The 14,215-nt window shown below is 53.1% G+C and carries 8 protein-coding genes; 2 read left to right on the top strand and 6 right to left on the bottom strand.

The window, feature by feature from the left end; translation table 11 throughout:
* Positions 1-133 precede the first annotated feature (133 nt).
* On the top strand, positions 134-5,188 hold the full coding sequence (locus SACSAC_RS27155; RefSeq protein WP_051507110.1) for a DUF5057 domain-containing protein: 5,055 nt from the start codon (positions 134-136) through the stop codon (positions 5,186-5,188).
* A 92-nt stretch (positions 5,189-5,280) separates the two neighbouring features.
* Here the strand turns inward: SACSAC_RS27155 and SACSAC_RS13670 are convergent, their stop codons facing one another.
* The 3 genes from SACSAC_RS13670 to SACSAC_RS27145 are packed head-to-tail and all read right to left on the bottom strand — an operon-like array spanning position 5,281 to position 8,286.
* On the bottom strand, positions 5,281-7,137 hold the full coding sequence (locus tag SACSAC_RS13670; RefSeq protein WP_037287295.1) for a hypothetical protein: 1,857 nt from the start codon (positions 7,135-7,137) through the stop codon (positions 5,281-5,283).
* 35 nt (positions 7,138-7,172) lie between these two features.
* Positions 7,173-7,727, bottom strand: a complete 555-nt coding sequence (locus tag SACSAC_RS27150; protein ID WP_051507109.1) for a prepilin-type N-terminal cleavage/methylation domain-containing protein — start codon at positions 7,725-7,727, stop codon at positions 7,173-7,175.
* The gene (locus tag SACSAC_RS27145; RefSeq protein WP_169833773.1) at positions 7,708-8,286 is read right to left on the bottom strand and encodes a type IV pilus modification PilV family protein; all 579 of its coding nucleotides are present in this window, start codon (positions 8,284-8,286) and stop codon (positions 7,708-7,710) included. Before SACSAC_RS27145 ends, SACSAC_RS27150 begins: the two co-directional genes overlap by 20 nt.
* A 299-nt stretch (positions 8,287-8,585) precedes the next feature.
* Here SACSAC_RS27145 and SACSAC_RS13655 point away from each other — a divergent pair, with 299 nt between their 5' ends.
* Positions 8,586-9,374 (top strand): alpha/beta hydrolase, encoded by a 789-nt coding sequence (locus SACSAC_RS13655; protein WP_037287292.1) that lies wholly within the window; start codon positions 8,586-8,588, stop codon positions 9,372-9,374.
* Positions 9,375-9,535: 161 nt separating this feature from the next.
* Here SACSAC_RS13655 and SACSAC_RS13650 read toward each other — a convergent pair whose 3' ends face one another.
* From SACSAC_RS13650 to SACSAC_RS13640, 3 genes are all read right to left on the bottom strand, one after another.
* The gene (locus tag SACSAC_RS13650; protein ID WP_051507107.1) at positions 9,536-10,681 is read right to left on the bottom strand and encodes a GGDEF domain-containing protein; all 1,146 of its coding nucleotides are present in this window, start codon (positions 10,679-10,681) and stop codon (positions 9,536-9,538) included.
* Between the two features lie 256 nt (positions 10,682-10,937).
* Positions 10,938-12,341 carry an argininosuccinate lyase gene (argH, locus tag SACSAC_RS13645; protein ID WP_037287290.1) on the bottom strand — a complete coding sequence of 468 codons (1,404 nt, stop codon included), beginning with the start codon at positions 12,339-12,341 and terminating at the stop codon, positions 10,938-10,940.
* A 616-nt stretch (positions 12,342-12,957) separates the two neighbouring features.
* Positions 12,958-14,190, bottom strand: coding sequence for an argininosuccinate synthase (locus tag SACSAC_RS13640; RefSeq protein WP_037287288.1), 1,233 nt, complete (start codon positions 14,188-14,190; stop codon positions 12,958-12,960).
* Positions 14,191-14,215 lie beyond the last annotated feature (25 nt).

The raw sequence follows: 14,215 nt of genomic DNA, 5'->3' as shown, positions 1-14,215 counted from the left end.
AGGAATTAGTATTGAGAACCTAAGCCTTATGACCTAAAATGATTATATAACACAGGCTATTCCTTTTGACAATTATTTCTGGAAGTTTTCTTCCGATATGAATATTTCGCATAGAACCCAAGGAGGAATTTTAGTGACGAAAAAGCGCCTAGGCATATGGAGCATCGTAATGATCCTGATTCTGGTCAGCGTGCCGCTCGGCGTCTGGAGAGCGATGGCCGATACCGAACCTCCTTACAAGATCAAAATTCTGGAGATCGTAGATAACGGCAGCTTCGTTTTGCGGGACGCCCTAGCTGGCACCGATAACGTGACGGTCGATACGATGCGCATGAAGACATTCGTGGCTATGCGCGAAGAGCTGAACGGAAAGTACGATGCCGTTTACTTCGGCGAAGGTACTTACAGTACGGCCCAGCCCTCCACGTTCACGTCGGGTCCCAACAACGAGCAAAGAAAAGCCCACAATACGACGGACAAACTGAACGACATCACGAAACTGAAAGCCGATCAGATCGCGCAAGATTATATTCAATTGGGCCTTCCGGTCATATTCCACGCTTCCGTCGCGAAGCAAAGCGCCGACGGCAAGCTGTATGCGCTGTATAACGCATACAAAACCCGAAGCAACGTTCGTACCGTTAACGACGCTGCCGCACTTAACGCGATCGTCAAAGAAATCAAATCGGGGAACGCTTCGTACAAGCAGCGCCCGCAGATCGAGCTGTTGACCAAGCCGGAGGATTTCCTTGCGAATCCGACCCGGGTATACACTACGGGTGATACGCTAAATTTCACGTTCAACGCCAACAACGTGCGCGATTTCAGTTCGCCGGTTAACGCAAAACTGTATATCAGCGTAGATAAGGTTCTGAAGCTTACGGACGAAAATATCGTGTCCAGTTCAACGTTGACCGCCCGCTCGGGCAAGCTTAGCTACAAGCTCCCGCAAACGTTCTCTGGCCCGATTTATTGGAGGCTTGAAGTCACGGCCAATAATTTGACCGACTACACGAGCGGAGCATTCCGGGTGCATGACAAACAAACGGTCATCCGGGTTCTTCAGGTCATGCCGAGCAACAACGCGAGCAGCCTGACCACGGATACCAACATGACTCCGTCGTATCTTCGCTCGGCAGATTACGATATTCAAATCACGCCGGTCTTGTTCAGCGAATTCAACAACGCGAGCAATGCCAACTCTTACGCGAATTTGAACGGCAAGTACGACATGGTCATTTTCGGCTTTGTCGATAACTACAATTCGCAAACTTCAAGTGCTCTTAGCGACGCAGCCGCGGCAGGAGTCAATGCTTTTATCAATACGGGCCAAGCCGTGATGTTTACGCACGATACGATGATCGGCGACAAATACAATGCCTGGATCAAAAGCTTCCAGAAAGCTACCGGGCAGACCGGTCTTTATACGAACCTCGGTCTCGGAGCGCCGAACCCGTCGACCCGCACCAAGATCGTCAACAGCGGGATGCTGACGCAATTTCCGTTCGACCTGTCGGTTAAGCCTAGCAACAAAGACGGATACGTCGGCCAAATCAAGCTGACGCACAACCAATATTACGCGCTCGATCTGGAAGATCCGACGGTCGTTCCGTGGTACAACATCGTGAGCGAAACCGGGGACGATGCTTCTTACAAACGCGACAGCGACGACAGCTACGATCATTACTATACGTACTCCAAAGGAAACGTCACGTACTCCGGTACGGGACATACCAATACCCGATTCCCGGAATGGGAACAAAAGCTGTTCGTCAATACCATGTTCCGAGCGTTTATCGGCTCCAACCACGCGCCGACCATCGAAGTCATCGCGCCGACGGAGTCGGAAAGAACCAAGCCTTCTTATTTGAAGGATCTCGTATTCAGCTACCAAGTGAATGACCTCGATCTTCAAGATCCTACCGTGTATTCGTCCGTGCGGTTCAAAGTGAACGGCCAATATGTCAAAGACATGGCGATTCCTGAAGAAAACGTGCCTAAAGGCGCGGTCATTACCAAAAAATTCGCTAACCCTTTGCCGTTAAAAGAAGGAACAATTCAAATCGAAATTACGGCTCGCGACAAACAGGGAGCTTCCGTAGTCAAAACGATCGACCTGACCATGAAAAACGTAAAAGCGAATCTGCTTCCCGATCGCACGACCGACGTACCGAGCAATTTCGAAGTGCTGACCCGCAGTACGGTAGGCATGAAATACACGGTAACGCCGCAGAATATCCCGGCTGCCGATATCCGCCCCGGCGAGAGCGGGCTTCAAAAGCTCGAAATCTCGAACGTGGCGTATACCGAAAAACTTCAAGCGGGGCTTGAAATTGCCGGCGATTTGCCGATAGGCATGACCAAAACAGGGACGGCGGCGACAGGTTACACGTTAACGAAAAAGTTCGACAAAATCACGTATACGCTGAACGGTTCTTCCTACGTACCGGACAAAGGCAGTCAGATCGCGTTCAGCGTCAATGTCATTCCGACCGTCGCGAACAAATACAATCTCAACGAAGCGAGGTTGAGCTACGAAGACGTGCATGCGTCCGATTCTTCCGGTTCGGGTCAACAAGCAATCGACCTGCTCAAGGGCTACAGCCTGATCACGCTCGGAGAAAGCAAAACGACGATCGGAGGAGGAGAGTTATCGGGACGCGCTTTGTTTGGCGGCGCGGTATCTTTAAGCAATTTCAGCATGGGCGGCGGGCTTCCTTCCAAAGATCCGTCTTTCCCGACCGTGGCGACACGAGGCGATCTGGACATCACGGGCGGATCGATTTATAACGGGCCGATCTTGTCCGGAGGATCTTTTACTTCGAGCCAATTCGGCTTCGACAATACTACGGTCGTGGCAAACGGCAGCGTAAACATGACCGGAAACAACGGACTGAACAACACTTCGATCTGGGCAGGCGGCAACTTGAATTTAGTCAACTATCAAGTTGGCAACGGCATGAACTTTTATACGCCCGGCAATTTCTCGTTGACAGGCTCCCAGTACCAATACGGAGTTAACGGCGGCAGCATTCTTTACGGCGGGACATCCAACTTCGATAGTCCCTACGTAAAGTCTTCAAGCCCGGATTCGATTCGTTCGAGCCTGGCCGCGCAAAAAAGCACGACCAACGCAAAAGGCGTATCCGACTTTGCGGCTGTCAAGCAGCAGCTTCTCGATCTGTCGAACGCTTACAATGCATTGACCGTCAACGGAACGAGAGACACCGCCGATACAAGCGGTATCGTATTCAGAAGCAAAGAATCGTCTACTCAAGACCCGGCCGTCAATGTGTTCAAAGTGGACGGTCGGCAACTTTCCGACCTGAAAAATATCAAGATCTATTCTCCGGCAGGTTCTACGGTTATCTTGAACGTAGTGGGCGGAAACGTGACCTTTTCCGGCGGATTTGATCTTCTCGGTGGGATCACCGCAGACCGAGTCATCGTCAACTACGTAGGAACAGGTTCCGTAACGCTCACATCCGTAGGGTTGAAAGCCACTCTGTTGGCTCCGACCGGAACGGTGGACTTTAAAGGCGGGGACGTCTTCGGTACAATCGTTGCAGGAGCTTATACGACTACAGGTTGGACTTCGATCGGCAAGGGTACTTTCGCGGGCGCTGCTCCGGGTGCTGCCCCAACGCCTGGCGAAACCCAAAATATCCCGTTCCCTCCGGCCTATTTCAATGCAGTAGTCAAAACCAAAAGTATTGCCATGTCGGATCAAGCGCTATGGATTAATGACTCTACGACGATCGTACCTACCGTCGAGCTGTCGGACGGCACGGTCGCAAGCGACCCTCGTCCCCTTTTGACTTGGTCGACCAAAGATCCCTTCGTGAAAATTACTTACCCGGAAAACACGAAAGACGGTAAGTCCGAGAAGATAATCGTGGAAGGCGTTTCGGAAGGCGTGGCAGTCATCACAGCTACCGCAACGGACGGCAGCGGTAAAACGGGCACGGTCAAAATCAATGTGGAATCGCCTGCACTGTCAATCCAGGGAAGCCCGTCCGTAAACGTCAGAGAGACCAAACAAGATATTAGAACCGTGCTTAACAACGCCAGTCTCACGATCAAAGACGTGCAATGGGAAGTGATCGAAGAAAACAGCGGAAGAGTCAAGATAACCAAACAAACCGATCCTTCACAGCTTCACGTGGAGGGAATAAAAAGCGGAACGGTGACGCTCAGAGCGACGGCGACGGTGGTCAGCGCCTCGAACGCCAAGCCCAAAGTGCTGTACGCCACGCATCAGCTTACGATTACCGACAAACTCGACAGTGTTCAAATCCTGGGTCCCGATGCCGTCAAGAAAAACGGAACCATTGAATTGAACACGGTTATCGAACCAGGCAAAGCCAATATCGATCGGATTGTTTGGTCGATTACCGACGGAAGCGACAAAGCGCGATTGAATCCGGTCATCACTGCGGACAGCCCGCAGCCGGTCAAAGCAAAAGTCGACGGCTTGGCGCCGGGACCGGTACAAGTTACGGTCACGGTACGTACCGCGGGCGACAAACCGTCGGAGATCACGCAAACCAAAACGATTTGGGTACTGGACATGGACATGCAAGGACCCGACACTGTGTTCATGGGCGAATCGATCAACTTTGAAACCAATATTCTTCCGGCCGGTTACCCGGGAGCGAAAGAGATCAAATGGTCGGTCAAAGACGTAGAGAACTCCGGTTCGGGCATCGGACCTTATGCGGCTTTGGAGACTCCGACCAACAACGGCCAAAATGTCCAATTGAACGGAAACAAGCCGGGTATCGTGGAAATCACGGCAACCATTTCTACGCCTGCAGGCGATATGACAGTCACACGAACGGTAAACGTCAAGCCTGTCGTGACCGCGCTGCTGCTCCCGCCAACGGTGCCCGTGCAAAAAGGAGGTTCGGTCGATCTGATCAACAACGGACCTCAATCGTTGTTGGTTGAGCCGTTCTCCATCAAAGCCAGCGATATCATGGGTCAACTGGAATGGAGCAGCGCCGAGCCTGACAAAGTAAGCGTAAGTCCTAAAGGGGTAATCACAGGCAAACAGGAAGGCAGCGAGATTGTCGTTACGGTCTCTTACAAGAGAACTCCCGATTCCGCGCCGATTACCGCTTCGACGCGGGTTATCGTCGCAAAACCTGCCGATCCGAACGCTCCGGCCGACGGAGATCGGTACTAAGCCGAATTTAAAATTTCAAAACGAAGAAGCCCGCTCACGAATTCATGAGCGGGCTTCTTTTGTATTCAAATCGGGATGCGGCAATAGTGGACTTACGGGGTATCCGCCAATTCGATCTTCTCGGCTTTGACGCTGATCCGATCGACTTTCGGAAGTGCCAAGCCTTGATGCTCGAATACTTCATCGTTGTAATCAACTTTGAAGCGGCTTGTTTTACCTGCGACCTGATCGTCAAAGTTGATCTGATCCAGTCCTTCCGTAGAATTGCCGACTACTGCATTGACGGTCAGCGAACCTTTTGCGAAAAATCCGCCTCGCAGATCGAAGTTCGAACCTACGCCGTACAGTTGAGCGGTGGAGTCCGTATAAAAGAATCCTCGCAGAGTCTGTACTTTATCGGTCGAACTGAACGCATCCACCCGATTCAGAAGAATCGAACCTTTCGAGATCAACACGATCTCTTTTTCCTCCGAACCTGCAACTTTGGCTCCGGTAATGGCCGCATCCTGAATGGTTGTGCTTCCCAGAACGAACATCGTCGAATCTACTTCAATATTTCCCGTCAGATTCACGGAGCCCGTAACCAGGATATTGCTGTACAATCGCAAAGCCGAATTGTCGATCTCGTTGTTGACATTCAAGTCACCGTTGATGACCAGCCAAGGTTGGGGGCCTCCTACGGTTCCCGTACTTGCCGATTTGTTTGTTTGAACCAAATCGCGCAGCCATTTTCCGTCTACTTTCAAGCTGCCTCCGTCCACATTGGGATTGCCTTTGAAAACGACGGTTCCGGGCATTGCGGACAACGTGGAAGCCAGCTTAGCCAACGCCGCTTCGTATTCTTTTAACTTTTCGAGGTAAGCTTTGAGATCCTCGTCGTATTTCTGAAGCTTCGCCTGATACGCGATCGATTTCCGTTCTTCTTCCGTCAGGGGTTCGGGCACGCGTTCCGGCTCTTTGGGTTTTTCCGGCTTTTCCAGCGCGCCGCCGTAACGGTTCAAGTATCCAGTCAAGTCGTCGGGAAGGCTGCTGATGTCCACGCCGAGTGCCTCTGCCAACTTTTCCCGGAACGACTGCTGCACATTGATTTGGATGAACTGTTCATTATTTCGAATGCGTACTTGACTCAAGTCGATGCCCAACGCTTTGGTTACGTTCACTTTCGTCAACTCACCGCTGAGCGCGCTGCCGTCCGTTCCCCGATTGACCGCCCGTTCCGGATAACGATCCTGGTCTTCGGTAATCACGAATTGATCCAGCGATTGAACGAAAGCCAGCGGCATCGCTCCGTCATCCCGTGCAGACATAAGAGGAAATAAGCTTTCTTTTCTCAAATCGCTTTTTCCTTTGTAGGCATATTCGGCTTTTTTTCTGACGCGCAACGTCTCTCCCGCATAAATATTGCCCCGAATCAGCGGTGAACCGTTGAGGATCAGGTCTTCTTCCGAACCGAACGCATAGTTTAGAAAGTCGGGGTACATGCTGACTTTAACTTTTTGGGTCATCATGCGTTTGACGCCGTTCACATTGCCTTCGGCGGTTAACGTAATCGTATAGGAGGAATTGCCGCGAAGCGGGTCTCCTTCAAAATCGGCTTTGGGAACGGCCGAGATCAGTTCTCCAGATGCCGACTGCAAATCGGTCTGAACGCCGGAACCATCGTCACCCGAGCGTAAGGCCGGCATCGCAGACAGTACGGACTGGATACGTAAGCCAAGCGCATTGCCTTGCACGGATTGCCCTTCCAGATTCGCGGCGATATAAGCGACGGACTCATCCAATGTTTTTTGCGTCAGTTGCAGGCTCTGGATATCGTTTTCTCGCGTCAACGTCCGTCTGGCTCCGCCTACTGCTGCGCTCAATACAGCCACTCCAAGCAGCGTCAAGATCAGCATCATGAACATGACCATCACCAGGGCAGAGCCCTTTTCTTCGCGAGCCCGTTTCATATTGGATTTGCTCTCCTTTCGAAATCTGTTCTTCGTTAAAATCCGAAACGGCTTTCCAACTCGATTTGAGATCGGTTTGCCTCTCCGCCAAGCGCCAATACAAGATGAATATTGATCAATCCGGTCGTATAGTACTCAAAACCGCCGACCGTACTTCCTTCGATCCGTATCGACGAAAGGCCGGATACGACCTGAGCGTTCGTCTGCGTCGATTGATAAATGACGTCGGCCGCATCGCCTGCTTTTCGAATCTCCAGTTGACCGTTCACGATTTGTACCGTTTTTTGCGTCGCGGGCAGCTCGGTTCCGTTCAAATCGGTATTTACCATACGAAAGCCGCTACCGTCGGCAAGCGCATATACATGATCCGGCGCGGACACGTACAGCTCCGTAATGATGGACGACATCAAAATATCCCCTTCTTCGCGCAGTCTGTTCTCGACGCCTACCGCGTTATAGCTGCGAAAGCCGAAGAAAATCGTCGTCGAAATAAGTCCGAGAATCATCCCCATCAGCGACAGCACGGCAAGCAGCTCGATGAGCGTCAAGCCTTCTTCCTGTTTCCAGCGTTTAACGAATCGATTGCGCATTGACATACCCCTCCACCGTAATCGCGTCCGCCCCGGGCCCGCCTGCTCCGTCCGATGCGGTCGTCACCGTCGCGCTGATCGGCAGCAGCAAATCCCCGCCCGCAGCTTTCGCCCGATTCAGATTTTGCTGATATTCGATCACGACCCGATACCGGATTCCGTTGACTTGCGGCTCCAGTACGGCTTTGACGGGTTCTAAATTGCCGTTTTCAAAAATATTTTTGAATTCGCAAACTCCCGTCGTCTCGACCGCGCAACTCGTAAAAGTCTCCGGCGTGATGCCTACGCGTTTCGCAAGCGTCGGAGTCGCGGCCTGAACAACCGTTGCGCTATCCGATTTAAAGTATTCATTCAAGCGATCAAAGTCCTGCTTTTGCATGTAGACCAGCGCATTGCGTGCAAGATTAGACATGATCGTCTTGTTCTGGTTCGTTTTCGCAAACGTCATCGCATTGCTAAAATAAGCCGTCATCGCAAGCGACACGATCGATAAAATCAACAACGCCGCCAAAATCTCGATCAGCGTAAATCCTTCTTCCTTTTTAAAACGCTCCAGCAAAAAAACTCCTCCTTCCGGCGCGTCTGCGAAACTCTTGAAAATCACGTTCCGAAAAGACGGCATTCGCTTATATATCGGTCTTTTTTCCTTCTTTCATTATATGGTCGGGCTTGCAGGGGGGCAATGATTATTTAGGTCTTTCGGCCCTGATCCCAATGACTTGCGGGAATCGCATGAAGGTCGACAAAAGTGGTATGATAAACAAGTCGAATAAAGCGTTTTCTTCAACTATCATCGATTGGATCTTGCCTCTCGCATTATGCATTCAAGGGACTTACACTGAAGGAGGAAATTTACTTATGGCATTACTGTCCTGCAACTTTTATTCCGAATCGCTCGGTCTCAGTACGTCGATGAACGTCATTCTGCCGCAGCAGACCCGTTCGCAGATCGGCTTGGAAAACGTCAAGCGTCCCGGGCCGCACAAAACGCTCTACCTGCTGCACGGATTGTCCGACGACGACACGATCTGGGTACGCCGCACGTCGATCGAACGATATGCCGCCGCTTACGGAATCGCGATCGTCATGCCGCAGGTACACCGGAGTTTCTATACGGACATGGCTTACGGTGAAAAATATTGGGAGTTTATCAGCGAAGAGCTGCCGGAATTGGCACGTTCCTTCTTCCCGCTGTCGGCCGAGCGCGAAGACAACTTCGCGGCAGGACTGTCGATGGGCGGATACGGGGCATTCAAGTTGGCTTTGCGCAGACCGGATCTATTCGCGGCGGGAGCCAGCCTCTCGGGAGCGCTGGACATCGCTTCGATGACCGAAAATCCCGACAACCCCCGTTCCGGCCTGCTGCGTACCGTTTTCGGCGAGGAGAAAGTACGCGGCAGCGAAAATGATCTGCTGTACCTGCTGGATCGCGTATCGAAATCGAGCATGCCTAAGCCGAAGCTGTACCAGTGCTGCGGCACCGAAGATTTCCTTTACCGAGACAATCAGACGTTCAAAAAAGCGGCCGAAGGCAGCGGACTGGACTTTAAGTACGAAGAAGGTCCCGGCGAGCACGAATGGGGTTATTGGGATAAAATGATCCAAAACGTGCTGGAATGGCTCCCTCTCGGCGATCCGAGCGAGTAAAGACCGTTCGTCGATTTCTTTCGTCTCCATTGCAGGCGGAAAGGATCGCGAAATAACGACGGACGACTGTTTTTATGCGCGAATGCGAATAAGCCGCGTCTCGGTAACGATGAGACATGGCTTATTCGACGTTACACATTCCGTGAAAACGCTTGAAGATACTATTTGGAGGTCGGAGCGTCGGTTCGGCCGGCGGACGATGCGGCTTCGCTCAAGCGCCCTAATTCGTTGCTCGCTTTGCAGATCCGATTGCGCCCGCTTTCCTTCGCGCGGTACAACGCATCGTCGACGCGGCGGAACAAGGTTCTGGGAGCGCCCGCGTACGACAAGCCGTACCCGAGCGAGACGGTCAACTGTAGACGGGTTCCGTCATCCAGCACGAAAGCATGTCCCTCCACGACCGCTCGTATCCGTTCCGCGACGCGCAAGATCGACTCTTCTTCGTGGCGGTCGATCACGATCGCGAACTCTTCGCCTCCGTTCCGGGCCGCATAGCTGTCGACAGGCGAATAAGAGGTCAGAATTTTGCCGAGCTGCCTGAGCACAATGTCCCCGGCCGGATGTCCGTGCGTGTCGTTTACGCGCTTGAAGTGATCGATATCGAGCAGGATCAGGCCGAATTCTTCGCCATGTTTCTGGGCACGCTTCACGCGTCGGTCGTACTGCATGTGAAAAGCTCTCGGATTATGCAGGCCTGTCAGGAAGTCGCGGTGCGCGGCGTCTTCCATAAAAGCGAAAAGTTCATTGGAATTTTTGAGATGGCGCAGCATGAGGAAAGTAAAGACGGCGGTTCCCGCGATGATCACGGAATAGACCGGTATGATCTTGACGAAACTCGGGCCGATCATGATATAAAAACTGCCGAGGAGCACAACCACTTGAATGGCAAAAGCCGAAGCCCATCTTTTGGGTTCCAACTGTCCTTTTTTCAATACCAAAATGACGAGCAAGAACGTGACGAGCGCATTAGAAGCACCGACGTACGAAGACAAGCCGAAATCGCCGAAAAAGAAAAAGCGAAAAGCCGCGATGATCAGGCTCGCTGCAAAACCGCCGGGAATTCCCGCGACGTAAACGCCGATAATAATCGCCGTTTGACGAAGATCGATAACCGAATTTTCTCCGATCGGAAAAGAGAATTCCATCATGAGGATACCCGCGACGCCCAAAGCGGCTCCGGTAAACCAAGGCAGCCAAGAAGCGGAACGCGCGGCCAGCGAGGATTTACGAAAACGATTAAAAAAAACATTACCGAAAAACAACAGAGTCGCCAGAATCGTAAAGTTGATAAATAACTCTTTGAACATAATTAAGATTGCGCCTCGCAGTCTGCAACAATGCGAATTAAGCAGAAGACAGGTTAGCCGGCCGCTTTTTCTACATTTTACCCGATTCCCGAGTTTCTGCAAACAAAGTTTGCTTTTTTCAAAATAAAGGAAAAAGCAAAAAAAACGCCTTCGCGGAGGAAGACGTCTTTTCTTTCGCACAGGCTCGATGAAGCGAAGGCGCATCAATACTGCCGAAAAAAATCATTCTAGTATCATGATCGATTACGATAATTGATTACAGTCGCGTGCTCAGCCACTCGGTCGTGTGCTCAAGCGTTGCCGTTGCGCGTTCGATCGCGGCTTCAACTTGGGGCTTGGCCGTACCGCCGTAGACGTTGCGGGCATTGACCACGTTCTCCGGCTGAAGCACGTCGTAGATTTTGTCGTCGAACAGATCGGAGAAGGTCTTGAACTCTTCGAGCGTGAGGTCAAGCAGATACTTGCCGTTCTCGATACAGTAGAGGACCGTTTTGCCGATCACTTCGTGCGCGTCGCGGAACGGAAGGCCTTTGCCGACCAGGAAATCCGCAATGTCGGTCGCGTTCGAGAAGTCTTTGTTGACCGCTTCGCGCATGCGGCCCGTGCGAACCTGCATCGTCGCGATCATCGGAGCGAACAAACGCAGCGCCCCGTCAAGCGTCGCTACCGTGTCGAACATGCCTTCTTTGTCTTCCTGCATGTCTTTGTTGTACGCGAGCGGCAGAGATTTCAACACCGTCAGCAGACCCATCAGGTTGCCGTAGACACGGCCTGTTTTACCGCGAACCAGCTCGGCCACGTCCGGATTTTTCTTCTGCGGCATGATGCTGCTGCCTGTGCAGAACGCGTCATCCAGCTCGACGAAGCCGAACTCGGTGCTGCTCCACAGGACCAACTCTTCGCAAAGACGGGACATATGCATCATCAGGATCGACGCGCCGGACAGGAACTCCAAAATGAAGTCGCGGTCGCTGACCGCATCCAGACTATTCTCATACACGCCGTCGAAACCGAGCTGTTCGGCCACGAAATGCCGGTCGATCGGGAACGTCGTGCCCGCAAGCGCGCCCGCGCCCAGCGGCAGTACGTTGATACGCTTGTAGCTGTCCATCAGGCGCTCCGCGTCGCGTTGGAACATTGAGACGTAAGCGAGCAGATGGTGCGCGAACAGGATCGGCTGCGCTCTTTGTAAGTGCGTGTAGCCCGGGATGATCGTATCGGTATGCTGCTTGGCTTGGTCGATCAGCGCTTGTTGGACCGCTTGCACCAGCCCTGTCAGTTCGACGACGCGGCTGCGCAGGTACAAGTGCATGTCGGTCGCGACCTGGTCGTTGCGGCTGCGGCCGGTATGCAGCTTGCCGCCGACCGGGCCGACTTCCTGGATCAGGTGCTTTTCGATGTTCATATGAATATCTTCGTCGGAAACGGAGAATTCGACTTCGCCGGCTTCGATCTTATGCAGGACTTTGATCAGGCCTTCGGCGATCGTGTCGGCGTCTTTTTGCGGAATGATGCCGCATTTGCCCAGCATGGCGACATGCGCCAGGCTGCCTTGAATGTCTTCTTCGGCCAGTGCTTTATCGAAATTGATGGAGGCGGTATACTCCTCGACCAGACGGTCGGTCGGCTTGGTGAAGCGGCCTCCCCATAGTTTATTCATAAACGTTCCTCTTCCCCCTCGTGGCGTCCCCTCCCAAACCCTCCCCAAGGGAGGGCCCCAAAGGGCGACTGCCCTCTGGACACCTGTAAAGGGCAGAGATTGCGGTCGGCTTTGGGCGGGAGGTTTGCTTTAGTGTAGTGGTGGTGCTAGCGATACGCGCCGCCGCGCTTGCCCTGCCTTCGGCGGGCCGCGGCTGACGGTGGTACGGGAGCGGGTTGCGGGCAGCGGATTGCTGCCTTGTGCGACGCTCGGGTGGGACTTAGATCCGGGCCGGAGGCGGATAAGCTGCGCAGCTTATCCGGCCAAGGGCGGGGTCGAAGGCGGGCCGCTCCGCGTGGCCCTGTTCGACCGGAAGACCCGGGGCTGGAAGCGGGCAGCTAAGCTTGCCCTGTCCGGCCAGGTTCCCGTTCGAGGAACCCTGACTTTTGGCTGCGCAAGGTCAAGAGCTTGTCCGTCTTCTCGCGCAAGCCGGACGCCCTTACTTCCCCTATAAAAAAGGGAATAGCGTGGGTGGAGGGTGAGTTTCAGTGAAGGAGCTACAGACTTTCGAAGAAAGTCACTTCGGAAGCATAAGCTACGAAACTCCCCCGGAACCCACTCTTTCCCCCAAAAAAGACTACTTACTCTGTTCGACTCCCGTCCCCACTTTCAAACGAAGCGCGTTAAGGCTGATAAACCCTGTCGCATCATTCTGATCGTAAGCTTGGCTCGGGTCGGCTTCCATCGTCGCGATGTCCGGGTTGTACAGGCTGACCGGGCTTTTGACGCCGGCGCCGATCACGTTGCCTTTGTACAGTTTCACGCGAACCGTGCCGCTTACGTTTTTCTGGCTTTCCGTCACCAGAGCTTGCAGCGCAAGGCGCTCCGGTGCGAACCAGAAGCCGTTGTACACGAGCGTGCTGTAACGGGTGAGCAAGGAATCGCGCAGGTTCATGACTTCGCGGTCCATGGTCAGGGATTCCATTTTGCGGTGAGCGGTGAACAGGATCGTGCCGCCCGGAGTCTCGTACACGCCGCGGCTCTTCATGCCGACAAAGCGGTTTTCCACCATGTCCACGCGGCCGATGCCGTGTTTGCCGCCGAGCTCGTTCAGTTTGTCCATGACTTGCAGCGGGCTCAGCTTTTCGCCGTTCAGTGCGACCGCGTTGCCTTTTTCGAATTCGATTTCCAGCATTTCCGGCTCGTTCGGCGCGTCTTCGGGATCTACGCTGAGCAGGAACATTTCTTTGTTTTCCGGAGCGCTGGCATCGAACCAAGGATCTTCCAGCACGCCGCTTTCATAGCTGATATGCAGCAGGTTGCGGTCGGTGGAATACGGTTTAGCAGCGGATGCCGTAACCGGGATGCCGTGTTTTTCGGCGTAAGCGATCATCTCGGCACGGCCCGGGAACGTGTCGCGGAACGTGTCGAGTCTCCAAGGAGCGACAACTTTGATATCCGGAGCGAGAGCCGCGACGCCGAGTTCGAAACGAACCTGGTCGTTGCCTTTGCCCGTCGCGCCGTGGGCGATCATCGTAGCGCCTTCGGCGCGAGCGATTTCGACCATGCGTTTCGCGATCAGAGGACGCGCGATGCTGGTACCGAGCAGGTATTGTCCTTCATACAGAGCGCCGGATTGGAACATCGGGTAGATGAAGTCCGAAGCGAATTCGGCTTGCAGGTCGTCGATGTAGACTTTCGAAGCGCCTGTCGCCAGTGCTTTCTCTTCCAAGCCGTCCAGTTCTTCTTTTTGACCGATATCCGCCGTAAAAGCGATAATTTCCGCGTCATAGGTTTCTTTGAGCCATTTCAAAATGATCGAGGTATCCAATCCACCGGAATACGCGAGTACGATTTTTTCTTTTGCCATGATTGTTTATTCCTCCGCTCTGAAC

It is taken from the genome of Saccharibacillus sacchari DSM 19268 (assembly GCF_000585395.1).
Taxonomy (GTDB): domain Bacteria; phylum Bacillota; class Bacilli; order Paenibacillales; family Paenibacillaceae; genus Saccharibacillus; species Saccharibacillus sacchari.
The sequence above is the reverse complement of the archived record's forward strand: the minus strand, read 5'-3'. Positions and strand labels throughout refer to the sequence as shown.